Source organism: Acinetobacter sp. ANC_7634, from assembly GCF_056779875.1.
Genome location: NZ_JBWYIT010000001.1, coordinates 707,350 through 721,429, shown reverse-complemented (window position 1 = coordinate 721,429; position 14,080 = coordinate 707,350). Strand labels below are relative to the sequence as shown.

General features: G+C 37.2%; 18 protein-coding genes. 11 read left to right on the top strand and 7 right to left on the bottom strand.

Annotated features, from left to right (window positions below):
* Positions 1–88: 88 nt before the first annotated feature.
* Both AC1M9A_RS03575 and AC1M9A_RS03570 read left to right on the top strand, forming a co-directional pair.
* Positions 89–538, top strand: a complete 450-nt coding sequence (locus tag AC1M9A_RS03575; RefSeq protein WP_481609645.1) for a MarR family winged helix-turn-helix transcriptional regulator — start codon at positions 89–91, stop codon at positions 536–538.
* Positions 535–1,743, top strand: a complete 1,209-nt coding sequence (locus tag AC1M9A_RS03570; RefSeq protein ID WP_481609644.1) for an MFS transporter — start codon at positions 535–537, stop codon at positions 1,741–1,743. Before AC1M9A_RS03575 ends, AC1M9A_RS03570 begins: the two co-directional genes overlap by 4 nt.
* Before the next feature lie 49 nt (positions 1,744–1,792).
* On the opposite strand, the gene AC1M9A_RS03565 is transcribed toward AC1M9A_RS03570, so the two are convergent.
* The 5 genes from AC1M9A_RS03565 to AC1M9A_RS03545 form a co-directional block, all read right to left on the bottom strand.
* Entirely contained in the window at positions 1,793–2,395 is a 603-nt protein-coding gene (locus tag AC1M9A_RS03565; RefSeq protein WP_481609643.1) for a nitroreductase family protein, read from the bottom strand.
* 245 nt (positions 2,396–2,640) lie between these two features.
* Positions 2,641–3,132: a hypothetical protein gene (locus tag AC1M9A_RS03560; RefSeq protein ID WP_481595283.1), complete on the bottom strand. Its 492-nt coding sequence runs from the start codon at positions 3,130–3,132 to the stop codon at positions 2,641–2,643.
* A gap of 142 nt (positions 3,133–3,274) precedes the next feature.
* Positions 3,275–3,901, bottom strand: a complete 627-nt coding sequence (locus AC1M9A_RS03555) for a DUF4760 domain-containing protein (RefSeq protein WP_481609642.1) — start codon at positions 3,899–3,901, stop codon at positions 3,275–3,277.
* Positions 3,902–4,458: 557 nt separating this feature from the next.
* On the bottom strand, positions 4,459–5,853 hold the full coding sequence (gene fumC / locus AC1M9A_RS03550) for a class II fumarate hydratase (RefSeq protein WP_481609679.1): 1,395 nt from the start codon (positions 5,851–5,853) through the stop codon (positions 4,459–4,461).
* A 110-nt stretch (positions 5,854–5,963) separates the two neighbouring features.
* The gene (locus AC1M9A_RS03545) at positions 5,964–6,965 is read right to left on the bottom strand and encodes an NAD-dependent epimerase/dehydratase family protein (protein WP_481609641.1); all 1,002 of its coding nucleotides are present in this window, start codon (positions 6,963–6,965) and stop codon (positions 5,964–5,966) included.
* A 71-nt stretch (positions 6,966–7,036) separates the two neighbouring features.
* Between AC1M9A_RS03545 and tusD the strand changes: the two genes are divergently transcribed.
* From tusD to AC1M9A_RS03525, 4 genes are read left to right on the top strand one after another with little or no spacing between them, the layout of a single operon-like run.
* Positions 7,037–7,405 (top strand): sulfurtransferase complex subunit TusD, encoded by a 369-nt coding sequence (gene tusD, locus AC1M9A_RS03540; RefSeq protein ID WP_481609640.1) that lies wholly within the window; start codon positions 7,037–7,039, stop codon positions 7,403–7,405.
* Between the two features lie 44 nt (positions 7,406–7,449).
* Positions 7,450–7,800: a hypothetical protein gene (locus AC1M9A_RS03535; protein WP_035267809.1), complete on the top strand. Its 351-nt coding sequence runs from the start codon at positions 7,450–7,452 to the stop codon at positions 7,798–7,800.
* A 5-nt stretch (positions 7,801–7,805) separates the two neighbouring features.
* The gene (locus tag AC1M9A_RS03530; protein WP_035267811.1) at positions 7,806–8,105 is read left to right on the top strand and encodes a DsrH/TusB family sulfur metabolism protein; all 300 of its coding nucleotides are present in this window, start codon (positions 7,806–7,808) and stop codon (positions 8,103–8,105) included.
* A gap of 27 nt (positions 8,106–8,132) precedes the next feature.
* A complete protein-coding gene (locus tag AC1M9A_RS03525) occupies positions 8,133–8,456 on the top strand; it encodes a TusE/DsrC/DsvC family sulfur relay protein (protein WP_179998007.1) in 324 nt (107 codons plus the stop codon).
* Between the two features lie 247 nt (positions 8,457–8,703).
* On the opposite strand, the gene AC1M9A_RS03520 is transcribed toward AC1M9A_RS03525, so the two are convergent.
* Both AC1M9A_RS03520 and AC1M9A_RS03515 read right to left on the bottom strand, forming a co-directional pair.
* Positions 8,704–9,075 carry a hypothetical protein gene (locus AC1M9A_RS03520; protein ID WP_180027827.1) on the bottom strand — a complete coding sequence of 124 codons (372 nt, stop codon included), beginning with the start codon at positions 9,073–9,075 and terminating at the stop codon, positions 8,704–8,706.
* Entirely contained in the window at positions 9,075–9,425 is a 351-nt protein-coding gene (locus tag AC1M9A_RS03515; RefSeq protein WP_035267817.1) for an immunity protein Imm33 domain-containing protein, read from the bottom strand. The genes AC1M9A_RS03520 and AC1M9A_RS03515 overlap by 1 nt, the downstream gene beginning before the upstream one ends.
* Before the next feature lie 152 nt (positions 9,426–9,577).
* Between AC1M9A_RS03515 and AC1M9A_RS03510 the strand changes: the two genes are divergently transcribed.
* The 5 genes from AC1M9A_RS03510 to accC all read left to right on the top strand — a co-directional run bounded on the left by AC1M9A_RS03510 (position 9,578) and on the right by accC (position 14,065).
* Positions 9,578–10,195: a LexA family protein gene (locus AC1M9A_RS03510; RefSeq protein ID WP_257219868.1), complete on the top strand. Its 618-nt coding sequence runs from the start codon at positions 9,578–9,580 to the stop codon at positions 10,193–10,195.
* A 28-nt stretch (positions 10,196–10,223) separates the two neighbouring features.
* The gene (locus AC1M9A_RS03505; protein ID WP_481597080.1) at positions 10,224–11,555 is read left to right on the top strand and encodes a Y-family DNA polymerase; all 1,332 of its coding nucleotides are present in this window, start codon (positions 10,224–10,226) and stop codon (positions 11,553–11,555) included.
* 236 nt (positions 11,556–11,791) lie between these two features.
* Complete coding sequence (gene aroQ / locus AC1M9A_RS03500) at positions 11,792–12,247, top strand: type II 3-dehydroquinate dehydratase (RefSeq protein ID WP_481609639.1); 456 nt, start codon at positions 11,792–11,794, stop codon at positions 12,245–12,247.
* An 18-nt stretch (positions 12,248–12,265) separates the two neighbouring features.
* Positions 12,266–12,685, top strand: a complete 420-nt coding sequence (gene accB, locus AC1M9A_RS03495; protein ID WP_035267829.1) for an acetyl-CoA carboxylase biotin carboxyl carrier protein — start codon at positions 12,266–12,268, stop codon at positions 12,683–12,685.
* A gap of 15 nt (positions 12,686–12,700) precedes the next feature.
* A complete protein-coding gene (accC, locus tag AC1M9A_RS03490) occupies positions 12,701–14,065 on the top strand; it encodes an acetyl-CoA carboxylase biotin carboxylase subunit (protein ID WP_035267832.1) in 1,365 nt (454 codons plus the stop codon).
* The last annotated feature ends 15 nt before the right edge of the window (positions 14,066–14,080 follow it).

The following is a 14,080-nucleotide window of genomic DNA, read 5'->3' as shown; positions in this document are numbered from 1 at the left end:
CCTGATTATCAATAAGTTCATTACGCTTGATTCGTCTAATAATTGAGCGTAAATTCAAGCCAACAAACTAGTTAGCTTGGTTAACTATATGCAAAACTCTCCCAAATTCCGTGTCGTATTGCTGCGAAGTGCGCGACTCTTTAGTGACCGTTTAAATGATATCTTGGCTCAATACCAACTGAACTATTCAATGTGGCAGTTGATTTATCATATCTATGATCATGACTCCATCACTTCAATTGATTTGGCTCATGAACTCAATGTTTCGAAACCATCAATTGCAAAACGCATTAATACTTTACATAAATTAGATGTTATTCAGTTTTTAGAATCATCTGATAAACGCCAAAAATTAATTCAATTAACCGAAAAAGGTAGAGATCTTTATCAAATTTGTACAATTCAGATTAATCAATTTGAACAACAGTTTTTGAATCAAATAAATCCTGAAGACATCGCTCAGAGTGCTGAGACACTTCAGCTGTTTTTGTCTATTTTAGAGCGTGATAAAAGCTTAAATATTGTGGAGGAGTTATGAGTATTTCCTCAAATCAGGTTGATCAGCCTCTTTGGACACGTAATTTTATTTTGGTCAGTTTAATTAACTTTCAATTGGTACTGACTTTTTATCTTCTTGTTATTGTCATTGTGGGATTTTCGATAGCAGAACTTGGAGCGACGACGGCGCAGGCTGGTTTAGTATCAGGACTTTTTATTGTGGGTACACTGATTGGTCGTTTATTGGTGGCTAAATTCCTCGTTAAATTCGGTTCTAAAGTCACCATGCTGGTCGGACTCACTGGATTTCTGATATTTTCAGGCTTTTATTTTCTCCATTTAGAGGTTGGAACTTTATTAATCGTTCGATTCTTGCATGGCTTTATGATGGGGGTTGCCTCCACCGTATTTGGCACAATGATCGCTCAAATTATTCCAGCAACTCGTCGTGGTGAAGGTATAGGTTACTACAGTATGAGTAGTACTTTAGGAACTGCAATTGGACCATTTTTGGCAATCTGGCTAATGCTTCATGTCAGTTACAACATTATTTTTTCCCTATCTTCAATCCTTGCGGTTTTATGTTTAATTACAGCATTATTTATTCAAGTTCCTCAATTGCATCAGGTTTCGTCTATACCTGATCAGGCACATACTCAAAATAGTTTTCTATCTCAGTATATTGAAAAGAGCGCCTTACCCATTGCTCTGATCATGTTGGTAAGCTCCCTCTTCTACTCTGGTGTTCTATCGTTTATTAACTTTTATGCCAAAGAAATCGATCTGGTTGAAGCAGCATCGTTTTTCTTTCTCATTTATGCGTTAACAATTCTGCTCTCTCGTCCTATTACAGGACCACTGATGGATAAGAAAGGCGAAAATATAATTATGTATCCGGCCTTTCTCATTATGGCACTTGCATTCTTCTTGTTGAGCCAAGCTAACAGTTCGGGTCTTTTGTTGATTTGCGCAGGATTATTAGGTTTAGGATACGGTAATATCCAATCAATTTGCCAAACAATAGCAGTAAAAAGTACTAGTTTGGAACGGATGGGATTTGCAACCTCAACTTATTTTATCTTTTTAGATGCAGGTTTAGGATTCGGTCCTTATTTCTTAGGTTTAGCTTTAGACTTGATCAGTTACCAACAACTCTATTTATATAGTGCTATTGGTACTTTATTTTGCATTGTCTTATATTATGTATTACATGGGAAAAACGTTCGAAATATGAATATTGCTTAGGCTATTTATGGGTTTAAAAAAAGCACTCCAATGAGTGCTTTTCCATATTTTATTTAAACACTTTAAAACGTGTGGCGTCGTCAATATAGCCTTTATCGAAAGCTTCACCTTCCTTAGATCCAAATACCAATTGTGCGCGTAGTTTCCACGAAGCTGGTATAGCCCATTCAGTTTGGACTTGATCATCTACAATCGGATTATAATGTTGAAGGTTTGCACCTAAACCTTCTGTATGCAAAGCTGTCCAAACCGCAAACTGTGCCATTGCTGTTGAATGTTCCGCCCAAATTGGAAAGTTTTCCGCATACGAAGGATATTTCTCTTGTAAGTCAGTGATCGTATCCATTTCTTCGAAAAATAATACAGTGCCTACGCCCGCAGAAAAGCTATCCATTTTTGCAGAAGTTTTTGCTGCACTCGCCTCGTCCTTCGCATATGACTTTAGCTTCTCTTTCACAAAGCCCCAAAACTTTTCATGTTCAGCGTTAAATAAAATTACCGCACGTGAAGATTGAGAGTTAAAAGATGATGGGCTTTGTTTAATCGCATTCTGAATAAGATCTGTTAAGTACTCAGGAGATTGTTCAACTGCTTTTCCTAAAGCATAAATCGTACGGCGTTTTTTAATTAAATCTAAAAATTGATTCGACATTTTCTGAAATCCTTTGGTATTTCCTCGGGGAAAGACGATACTCTGACTTTTAATTCATTAGAAATACTTAACCTAAGATTAAATATTCAACAAATCAAATATGTTGTAGTGTTACATTAAGCATTTATCAGACCAACATCTATCCATTTTGAACCCTAATTAGAAGATCTGATTTTATTCGTATTTTTTTTACCCAACAGTAAAAAGCCCTCCATAATAGAGGGCTTGTCTTGGCATATGTAAGCTTAAAATTTAGCTTCAAGAACCTGAGCCGATACTTGGTTTTTCCATAGGGAGCGTAAGGTTGGCAAATAGAATTTTTCACCTAACTCCACTAATTCAGCATCAATCGCCGTATGGACTTCATGCATGAACAAATAGTCTAAATCTACCGTATTGAGCTTAGGTTGTTCTTTAGAAAACTTCGCTCTTTTTTGTTGAGCAGTTTTTACTAGCTGATCTGCAAATTCACGATTTTTGAATTGTGTAATGGCATTCAGACGCAGTTCAATCACACCCCAACCTGTCAGTAGCAGTTTGAAGGTTTCAAAATCTTTTGTTGTTGATTCCCATGTCATGTCTTCTAGATTTTCATCTTTAGGTAGAACAGGAAGGAGTAATTCCATAATACTTGGGAAGATTTTTTTAAAGTTAAGAATAAATTTAACAGGATGTTCACCTGGATAATCTTGAAATTGAACATTTTTTTGAACATCTGTTAAATATATATCGAGCATTGAAAATTTCCGTAGATTGGCTGTCTTAAGTCTAAGATAAGAACTTTGATACAACAGCAATTAAAAGCAATGTGTATTTTAACAATTGTGACGAGTTAATCAATCTCATAATAATTACATGACTATGTGATGAAGTTTTTACTTATTTTTTTAATGTTTTGCAGTTATCGCATAATAAATCTTCCTCTGTTGTATATTTCGTTAATTTCTCTATTAATCTCATGATAGCTATCATTATTAGCCACCCTGAGCCCGTTAAAATTGTTAATGTAATGTTCCGAAGATTATTAAATTTATGTTTCTTTCTATTATGAACTTCATCATCAATACCTTGCTTACAATTGATACATTCTGGTTTTTTGTTCTCTTCCCACCTTTTATGCAAAATTTCGAGTTGATTGTAAATTTTAGGACTATCAATCTCTCTTAAATATTCAATTACAGGTTGGAAGAGGTTGTAATTAGCTTTAAGTATTGATTTGAAACTACTTTTTATTAAGTCTTCAGCTAAGTTGTTATGTCTGATTCCAATTGCTACAAATTCCAAAAAATTTAATAAATATGTTACAGCCGATTTTTCCTCATCTTCCAATGAATTAAATTTTTCTCTAGTCAATTGCACTTTATCTTTTGACTCTACGTTTTGATCCTTCCCCAAATTCCTTCTTATTTTGGTTGCAATATCAACCTTAGCAATATACGCAGTAGAATTCCTACTATTCATCAATACTTGTACTGAATGACTTCTTATAGTGTTTATAATTTGCACCCTTGAAGTAAAAATCCAACCAAAACGGCAGCTATAGCTGCTAAAACCATAACTAATGCTGTCGTTTTAAACTGCCCATCTGTATTTTCTATATCAAAATTTATAATCTTCAAAAAAACTTTTCCAAATTAATATTTCTACAAACGTGATACCTAATAAAATTAAGATGAGAAGGAGTTGATTACTACTTCTAATCCTAATAAAGAAATTATCTCTACGATAAATATAAAAATAAGCAATTACAGTGACATATGGAATTATCAGAAGATAATTATAAAAGAAATTCAATTTTATTTTACTCAAAAATAAAGCACCCTAATGGATGCTTTTTTATTACACAAATTTAAATGAGTCTCAACCTAATCCATAGCCTTCTTCAAGGATTAGACGAGCTTTATAATTATTCATAATTGTCTCCTTTGTAAAAGCCTTAAGTGACGTATGAAAGGTCGTTATATAAATAGTATTCTGAAATGAATAATTGGTGAATATATTAAAGACAGTTGCTTGTCAATATATGTTATCAACATTCAAATCAAAAATTCACCAAATCAAAATCACTTCACATTAGGTGAAACCATATTCTCAGGTACAACGACTTCATCAAACTGCTCAGCTGTGACTAAATTCAGCTCTACAGCAACTTGTTTAAGTGTTTTACCTTCCTTATATGCTGTCTTAGCAACTTTTGCCGCGTTTTCATAACCAATCACAGGATTCAATGCAGTCACTAACATCAATGAGTTATGCAAGAAATAATCAATCTTATCTTGGTTCGGCTCAATCCCCACAGCACAATGCTCATTAAAGCTATTACATGCATCACCTAGCAGCTGAATTGATTGCAGTAAATTATAAGCAATAACCGGCATAAAAACATTTAGTTCAAAATTACCTGAAGCACCAGCGATATTAATCGTCGTGTCATTACCCAAAACCTGCGCAACAACCATCGTCATAGCTTCACTTTGAGTAGGATTCACCTTACCTGGCATAATACTCGAACCTGGTTCATTTTCAGGAATACGAATCTCCCCAAAACCACAACGAGGACCACTCGCTAACCAACGAATATCATTGGCAATCTTATTTAAACTCGCAGCAAGTGTTTTCAGTGCGCCAGAAGCAAATACTGCAGCATCACGTCCTGCTAGTGCTTCAAACTTATTTGGTGCAGTCACAAAAGGTAAACCCGTAAGCTCAGCCAATTTTTTTGCTACATTTATCGCATAATCAGGATGAGCATTTAGACCTGTCCCTACAGCTGTACCACCTAATGGCAATTCATATAACCCTTCTAAAGCTTGCTCTAGACGCTTTAATCCATGATCGAGTTGGGATACGTAACCACTGAATTCCTGGCCTAAAGTTAACGGCGTTGCATCTTGTAAATGTGTACGCCCAATCTTAACGATATTTGAAAATTCTTGAGACTTCTGATGTAAAGTTTCACGTAAAGCTTGAACTGCTGGAATCAGTAACTCATTGATCTGTAAACTAGCAGCGACATGAATCGCTGTTGGAAACGAATCATTTGTAGATTGAGCTCGATTAACATGATCATTTGGATGAACGGGTTTCTGTGCTCCAAGCGGATTACCCAGTTTTTGATTCGCAATATTTGCAATGACTTCATTACAGTTCATATTACTTTGAGTACCAGAACCTGTTTGCCATACCACTAATGGAAATTGACTGTCCCATTGCCCCGTGATTACTTCTTCTGCAGCATCCACAATATAATTCGCCAATTCAGCAGGAATCTGATTTAACTCAGCATTGGTAAGTGCAGCCGCTTTTTTGACCAGCCCCATACCACGGATCATCGCACGAGGAAGTCGCTCACCGCCAATTTTGAAATTTTGCAAACTGCGCTGGGTTTGAGCCCCCCACATCGCATCACTTGGTACTTCTACATCACCCATCGTGTCGTGTTCTATACGTGTTTGCATATCAGCCTCAAATATTTCGCTATTCATTGGAAGAATCATGTTTGATTCAGATTGATCCACCGTTGATTTGATGCTAATCAAAAAAACCACAAATGTAAATGATTATCATTTTAATTATTAAAGGTGCTTTGATAGTATCGCCATTGATCTTCAATCATTTGTTCTAGTGATCGATGTGCTTTCCATTGCAATAATTCAAATGCTTTTAAACTATTCGAACCAATTTGATCTAATTCTTGGAAAACATAATCAGTTTCCTCAGTTCGAATTTTTGTTTCAGTCACTTTTTCTACCGTATTGATCAAGTTTTGAATTGAACTTGGCTGACCTGCGATATCAAATGCTTCGCACGTAGATCTTTGATTAAATAACCACTTTAAAGTTGCAATGACTGCCTCACACACATCAATGACATGCACAAAACTTCGTTCAACCGTTTGGTCTTTTGTCTTGGCATTCTTTTGTAATTGAATGGAATCGCGCTGCATGGCTGCGACTTGTAACACCAAAGGCAAAATATTTTTAGGTAAAGGGGCAACCACTTCACCCAAAACTCCATGTTCAAAAGCACCAGCTACATTTGCTAGTCTCAGGATCGCAATACTCCATTCTTCGTCCGTTTTAGAGGTATCACGGATGATCTCTTCAATCATTTGCTGGGATTTAATATAAGGGTTTGGATTGGCAAAATTGAGAGGATGTTCTTCATTTAAATTCAAACTCGAAGTGCCATAAACCGCCATACTTGAAAGATGCAATAATGTTCGTACACCTGTTCGTTGCATTGCACGCATCAGACTCATAATGCAACTGACATTATCATTATAATATTCAAGCGGTTTTAAGCGAGACTCCTCTAAAGACTTAAATCCTGCAGTATGTATAACAGCACGGATTGAGTACTGCTCAAAAACTTTATTCAGAGCAGGCGTATTTCTAACATCTAGCTTTACAAAAGGTACATACATCCCAGAAATGTATTCGAGACGTTCAAGTGTTTGTAAATTCGCATTGGCAAGATTATCTACAATGACAACTTCTTGACCATGTGCCAATAAGCTTAAAACAACGTGTGAACCTATAAAGCCTAATCCACCTGTCACTAAAATCATTGTATACTACCTTTTTGTTTAAAAGCCTGAACAAGCTATTTTCAGTTTGATCACCCTATGCGAAGTTTTAAATGAGTACGTTATTACTAATTACCTCGGCACCTAGCTCAATCCATGCTTGGCATGCATTAGGACTCGCACAATCATTGCAAGCGAAAGGCGAAATTTTTCGAGTTTTCTTTTATCAAGAAGGCGTTCAAGTTGCAAACAACTTACAGTGGTCGCCAGATGATCAAAGAAGTCTCAAACAAGAGTGGCAAAAATTAAATATCAAACTTCCTGTTTGCGTAAGTGCTGCCCTAGCACGTGGAATCACTGATGCTGAAAATGCTCAACGCCATCACATTGAGTCCCATAATCTGGCTGAAGGTTTTCAGCTGGTAGGACTCGGTGAATTGGCAGATGCTGTCTCAACTTCAGCACGTCTAGTTCAATTCTAAATTATTCATTTTTCATTGATTGTTGCAATTGAAAGGTAAATTGTGTGAAATCTGTACTGGTTATATTAACCCAATCAAATCTCAACTCGCTACAAGTTCATGAGAGCCTTTCTGCAACCATGGTTTTAGCAACTTTTGGCGCTGAAGTAAAAGTTTTATTGCAAGGCGCAGCTTTAAGTTTACTCCGTTCCGAATTAAGCTTCGAACCCATTAAACATGCGTTTAAACTGGCTTCCAACCTCGTCGATAGCTTTGAGTTTTACGATCTAAGCCCTATTTTGGTTGAATCCAATCAACAAGATAATCCCTTTGTTCAACATACTACGCATGAAATTAAATTTATTGAATTTAATAAAGAGTTAATTCAAAGCTTTGACCATGTGCTGTATTGGTAACTCATATGACCGATAAAACGCTTTATTTAATACAATCTCAATTTGCAAATACTGAACATTGTATTCAACAGGTTCAAAAAACACTGGATACCAATGATGCTTTAGTGCTTATGGGGGATGCGGTGTTGGCATTGTTTACACCATCTGTACTTACGATTCAAAACAAGGTCTACGTTTTAGATCGAGATGCTGAGTTATTACCTTCGCATCTATTGAACGGCGAGTATTTTCAAATTGAAGTGATTGATTACACCACTTTTGCAGATATCATTTTGGGCTTTACACGCTGTATTAGCCTTAAATAAAACAAATTTATTGACTTAGGTTTTACCATGACCACTGAATTATCCCTTGAACTCGATCAAGATGGTCATTTAGTTGACTATACCATTTGGAATGAAAATGTAGCGCAAGTACTCGCGAATACGCTCGAGCTTGAGCTAACAGCTTGGCATTTCGAAGTATTGCATGCGGTTCGCCAGTTCTACGCTCAATTTGGTCATTCTCCTGCAACTCGTCCCTTAATCAAATTTTTAATGAAACACGTCAGCGCTGACATTGATAATGCAGTATTGCAAGAAAGGTTTAAAACAGGCCTAGTTGCTCGCCATCTAAGTCGATTAGCCGGAATACCAAAGCCTGCCAATTGTCTGTAAACCAAAATTACTTTTTGATTTAAATAGCATATCGAGTCAGTTCGTAGCTTTAAAAAATGAATTAATCAGTGAAATAGACATCAAAAAACCCGCTATGCAGCGGGTTTAGACATCACCTAGACTAATGATGGTTAAGATGTCGCGTGTCAATCAGGGAAATTGGAATACGTCAACTCAACGCAAAAAATTATAATAAAGTTCGAGTTATCAATTCAGTCCAAATTCATATCAATATCTGACAAATTTGCTAGTTTGCGCTACACCAATCATCAATTGTCATGCCCGATTGCTGAAAACTCGTAGATTGCTGATTTAAATAAAATTGCGCAATACGTTTCATTACATGTGCTTGTTCAACTTGAATAAACTGGTCTGCTAAACCAACAATGTTTTGATAGGCCTTTAACCTTCCGCATAAAGCAAGTTGTTGCTCCATCGGTGTGGCTGTACTGTGTTCATCATCTAAAATCTGCTTGGTTTGTTCGATCAGCTGCATTTCATGATCCAGTTTTTGCTGATACACCATCTGTTGTGCATCAATCAAATCATTCGCTACAACCTGTTGTGATACAACAAAACTTAAACCTACAAAAATCAACCTCACCCATAACATGCGCATTAGATTCCTAAATCAGGCTCAGCTTTCCAAACATCCTCATAATCATCTCGATCAATCATAAAACGGAAACCTGTTTCCAATGCAAGAAATGGAATTGCGTCGGGTAAAATTTCTTCAAGCTCTTTCACCGTCATCGTCTCAAAAAAATCTTCGCCCTCGCCTAATTCACCACCATAAATAAACCATGCCACTTTCTCACCTGGTTCAGGCTTATTACGCAAACCGACGATTGGCTCTTGATCTAAAGTATGCTTAGCCACAGCAACAACATCATCTTCATTCACTTTGATGTAAGCAGAATCAAACTCCTCACAGACTAATTTTTGCTCTTCAATAAAATCTTGCAACATGGATGATTCCATTTTCATCATAAATTCAGACCTAATTTTAAGCATAGTGTCGTATAAGCACAATCAATCCGACGAAACAATCTGTTTTTACAATGTTTTTTTTGCTATCTTGATTTTGTTACATATTCAAGATTAAATGGGGGGAATTTCATATGAGCAGCAATTCAAATATTTCAGCAACAAATACCGCTTCTCTACATGGTGGTAAACGTGCCAATGCAGGTCGAAAATCACAGTTTTCAGAAAAAACAGTAGTAATGCGTGTTCCTGAATCAAAAGTGATTCAAATTAAAGAATGGTTAAAAATACGACCTGAAGATGATTTCAATCAACAAATTGAAATTTCACCAATCCAATTTAGAACACGTTTAAAAATTGCCTATCCTATTGAATCTGTGGCAGCAGGCTTCCCTTCCCCAGCACAAGATTATGTAGAAGGACATATTGATCTAAATGAATACTTGGTTCACAACGTAGCATCTACTTTTATACTACGCGTAAATTCTTTATCAATGAAAAATGCAGGGATTGAAGTTGGTGATCAAATCTTGATTGACCGGAGTTTGAATGCAGAACATGGTGATATCGTCTTGGCGCTGATTAATAATGAATTCACAGTAAAAAGATTAATGTTAGAAAAACAAAATGATGGAACGATCCTTTTATGGTTAAAAGCCGAGAATCCAGACTACCCTGACATCTATCCTCGTAGCGAAGAACAAATCATGGTCTGGGGTGTAGTGACTTGCATTTTAAAAAAACTGAAATAAATTGATCTAAGCAGTTCACCCTACTCCTATGCAAAATATTTATCATCAAGAGATTTTTGCGCTCATTGATATTAATAACTGCTATGTCAGTTGTGAGCGTGTATTTAATCCAAGTTTAAATGGTCAACCGGTCGTTGTTTTAAGTAATAACGATGGTTGTGTCGTATCCCGTAGTGAGGAAGCGAAAGCTCTCAATATTGGCATGGCCGTGCCATGGTATGAAATTGAAAAAGATATGCTTAAAGCTGGTGTTAAAGTATTCTCAAGCAACTATGCCCTCTACGGCGATATGTCTAGTCGTTTTTTCACTATTTTAGAGCAACACTTTCATGCAGATTCAGATTTAGAGCCCTATTCAATTGATGAATGTTTTATTCGTCTAACACATTATCAAAATCTTTTTGATTTAGAAAAATTTTGTCGAGAATTAGTCGACCGTATTCAACAATGGATCGGTTTACCTTGTTGTATCGGGATTGGTTACAGTAAAACACAAGCTAAACTCGCCAATCATTTTGCCAAAAAACGTTCTGGTTTTAACCGAGTGTGTTCTTTATTGGATTTGGATCCATGCAGTTTTGATCAATTACTTATAGAAACCTCAGTATCGGAAATTTGGGGCGTAGGTCGAAAAATTAGTAAACAACTTGAAAGTTACGGTATTTATAATTGCTATGACTTAACTTTTGCCAATGAACACTATTTGATGAAGCAGTTTTCAGTGCTCATGGGGCGTACCATTCGTGAGCTAAAAGGTCAGTCCTGTATTTCACTAGAAGATCCTGATTTACCGTCTAAACGAATCTTAGCATCACGAAGTTTTGCATCAGCATTAAAGGATAAAGCATTAATCAAGCAAGCCATGATTTTTCATTTAAGTCGGGCTCATGAGCGTTTAACCAAGCAAGAACAATTATGCGCCTGTGTCCATGTGTCTCTTTATGAAAAAATTCCAGTAAAACCATTCAAGAAATCACATTCTCATGTAATTGGTTTGGAATATCCGACGGATGATTTATTAATCCTGACCCATGCAGCACAACAGCAAATTGATGTTTTATTTAAAGAAAATATACGTTATGTAAAAGTTTCCGTCATGTTTTCTGCTTTGAGTGCTAAAAAAACACATACACATGACCTTTGGCAGCCTCATGATTTAATCCAGCAGCGAGATTCACTCATGACAACAATTGGCGCTATGAAAAACCGCTTTGGAAAGCATTGTATTCAAGTGGGCTATCATACCAATCAACAACAATGGAAAATGAAGCAATTGCACCACTCTCCACGCTATACCACCTCATGGTCAGAAATGCTGACTATTGATGACTCACATATGGCGGTTACACAAAACAAATGAATACTTTTGGTCAATTCGGTTTAAAATAGCAGACTCGAAGAATTAAAAGAAAAATGTAATTTTTTAACATTGCCAATTGACTGCAAAGTTCTCAAAATACAGCTCATTGACGACATTGTTTTTTTGCTATTTTTGAAACAAAATATAAATGAAAAGCTTAAAAACATGCCATAATATGCAAACTTTGCAGACATCTTGCAAGGTTATATTGCAACTTTCATATTGGAGCTGTCTTCATGAGTTCGACCATTTTGGTCATACATGGACCAAATTTAAACTTGCTAGGAAAGCGAGAACCTGAAGTTTACGGACATTTAACTTTAGACGATATCAATCATCAACTCATACAGCAAGCTCAAGAAAGTTCAATTCAACTTGAAACCTTCCAAAGCAATTGGGAAGGTGCCATTGTCGACCGAATTCATCAAGCCCAAATTGATGGTATAAAATTTATCATCATCAATCCTGCTGCACTGACCCACTCCTCAGTAGCAGTACGTGATGCCCTATTAGGTGTTGCGATCCCATTTATTGAAGTTCACCTTTCAAATGTTCACGCACGTGAAGCATTTAGACACCACTCTTATCTCTCAGATAAAGCTGTCGGTGTCATTTGTGGACTAGGCGCACAGGGTTATTCATTTGCATTAACTCATGCCGTGCAAAAAATTCAAACTTCTACACATCTTTAACCTTAGGAATACGAATTCATGGATATTCGCAAAATTAAAAAGCTCATCGACTTAATGATTGAATCGGATCTTCAATCTATTGAAGTAAAAGAAGGTGATCAATCCATTGCTTTAGCGCGTCGTAATCCTATCGTAGCCGCTGGTGTTGCACCAATACAATCTGCTGCGCCAGAAGCTCCAGTTGTGAAACCAGCTTCTCGTGGTGCTGTTGAAACCTCACCAATGGTTGGCGTGTTCTATGCTGCACCAAGTCCAGGCGAAGCACCATTTGTAAATGTAGGACAAACTGTTTCAGCAGGCGAAACGCTTGGAATTATTGAAGCAATGAAAATCATGAACCCAATTGAGGCAACTCAAAGTGGTGTGATTGAAGAAATTTTAGTTAAAAATGGTGATGTAATCCAATTCGGTCAACCTTTATTCCGCTACCGCGCGTAATCGTTGGGGGTTGGTATGTTGCAAAAAGTTCTCATTGCCAACCGAGGTGAAATTGCACTGCGTATTACACGTGCTTGCAAAACACTCGGTATTAAAACAGTCGGTATCTACTCGGATGCCGATAAAGACCTCATGCATTTACGCTTTGTTGATGAAGCCGTTTGTATTGGTCCTGGTGCAAGTAGCGAAAGTTATCTAAATATTCCTGCAATTATTACAGCAGCGGAAGTGACTGGTGCAGATGCAATTCATCCAGGTTATGGCTTTTTATCAGAAAATGCTGAATTTGCTGAGATTGTAGAAAGTTCTGGTTTTATCTTTATTGGTCCACGTCCTGAACATATTCGCCTTATGGGGAATAAAGTGTCAGCGATTATGGCGATGCGTAAAGCTGGTGTACCAACCGTTCCAGGTTCAGCTCATGCTGTAACACCAAACAATGCCTTGGCCGAAGCAAAAGAGATTGGCTTCCCACTTATCGTTAAAGCTGCTGCTGGTGGTGGCGGTCGCGGTATGCGAATTGTTGAACGTGTTGATACACTGTTGGAGTCTGTACAAGCAGCTCAACGTGATGCTGAAATGTGGTTCGGTGATGATACGGTTTACATGGAACGTTTCCTTCAAAAGCCACGCCATGTTGAAGTACAGGTGATTGGCGATGGTAATGGTCACGCCGTACATTTATATGATCGTGACTGTTCATTACAACGCCGTCATCAAAAAGTGCTTGAGGAGGCTCCTGCTCCGAACCTTCCAGAAGAAGCTCGTGCTGAAATTTTAGCAGCTTGCGTAAAAGCATGCGAATTAATGCAGTATCGTGGCGCAGGCACGTTCGAATTCTTATTTGAAGATGGTGAGTTCTTCTTTATTGAGATGAATACACGTGTTCAAGTAGAACATCCTGTGACTGAAATGGTAACGGGTGTCGATATTATTGAACAACAGCTTCGTGTAGCCGCTGGTCTTGGTTTAAATCTAGAACAAGATCAAATCAAAGTACACGGTCATGCAATTGAATGCCGTATTAATGCAGAAGATCCAACCACCTTCCTCCCATCACCAGGTAAAATCGAGCAATTCTACACACCAGGTGGTGCAGGCATCCGTTTAGATTCTCATATCTATCCAGGTTATAGCATTCCACCTTACTATGATTCGATGATTGCTAAATTAATCGCACATGGTAAAGATCGCGAAACCGCTTTGGCACGTATGAAACAAGCCTTAGATGAAATGATCTTAACTGGAATCAAAACCAATATTCCGCTACACAAAGATCTCATCCTTGAAGATAAGAACTTTGCAGAACAGGCTATGGATATTCACTACTTAGAGAAACATTTGTTGAAACAGGTACAAGGACATAGCGAAGCTGAGTAATTACAGCTTTACAAG

Excerpts from the sequence above, each read along its gene's own strand:
- fumC (WP_481609679.1), bottom strand. The coding sequence starts at position 5,853 with ATGCAAACACGTATAGAACACGACACGATGGGTGATGTAGAAGTACCA.
- AC1M9A_RS03515 (WP_035267817.1), bottom strand. The coding sequence starts at position 9,425 with ATGTTGCAAGATTTTATTGAAGAGCAAAAATTAGTCTGTGAGGAGTTT.
- AC1M9A_RS03530 (WP_035267811.1), top strand. The coding sequence starts at position 7,806 with ATGACCGATAAAACGCTTTATTTAATACAATCTCAATTTGCAAATACT.
- AC1M9A_RS03525 (WP_179998007.1), top strand. The coding sequence starts at position 8,133 with ATGACCACTGAATTATCCCTTGAACTCGATCAAGATGGTCATTTAGTT.
- AC1M9A_RS03560 (WP_481595283.1), bottom strand. The coding sequence starts at position 3,132 with ATGCTCGATATATATTTAACAGATGTTCAAAAAAATGTTCAATTTCAA.
- AC1M9A_RS03565 (WP_481609643.1), bottom strand. The coding sequence starts at position 2,395 with ATGTCGAATCAATTTTTAGATTTAATTAAAAAACGCCGTACGATTTAT.
- tusD (WP_481609640.1), top strand. The coding sequence starts at position 7,037 with ATGAGTACGTTATTACTAATTACCTCGGCACCTAGCTCAATCCATGCT.
- aroQ (WP_481609639.1), top strand. The coding sequence starts at position 11,792 with ATGAGTTCGACCATTTTGGTCATACATGGACCAAATTTAAACTTGCTA.
- AC1M9A_RS03545 (WP_481609641.1), bottom strand. The coding sequence starts at position 6,965 with ATGATTTTAGTGACAGGTGGATTAGGCTTTATAGGTTCACACGTTGTT.
- AC1M9A_RS03510 (WP_257219868.1), top strand. The coding sequence starts at position 9,578 with ATGAGCAGCAATTCAAATATTTCAGCAACAAATACCGCTTCTCTACAT.
- accC (WP_035267832.1), top strand. The coding sequence starts at position 12,701 with ATGTTGCAAAAAGTTCTCATTGCCAACCGAGGTGAAATTGCACTGCGT.
- AC1M9A_RS03505 (WP_481597080.1), top strand. The coding sequence starts at position 10,224 with ATGCAAAATATTTATCATCAAGAGATTTTTGCGCTCATTGATATTAAT.
- AC1M9A_RS03520 (WP_180027827.1), bottom strand. The coding sequence starts at position 9,075 with ATGCGCATGTTATGGGTGAGGTTGATTTTTGTAGGTTTAAGTTTTGTT.
- accB (WP_035267829.1), top strand. The coding sequence starts at position 12,266 with ATGGATATTCGCAAAATTAAAAAGCTCATCGACTTAATGATTGAATCG.
- AC1M9A_RS03570 (WP_481609644.1), top strand. The coding sequence starts at position 535 with ATGAGTATTTCCTCAAATCAGGTTGATCAGCCTCTTTGGACACGTAAT.
- AC1M9A_RS03575 (WP_481609645.1), top strand. The coding sequence starts at position 89 with ATGCAAAACTCTCCCAAATTCCGTGTCGTATTGCTGCGAAGTGCGCGA.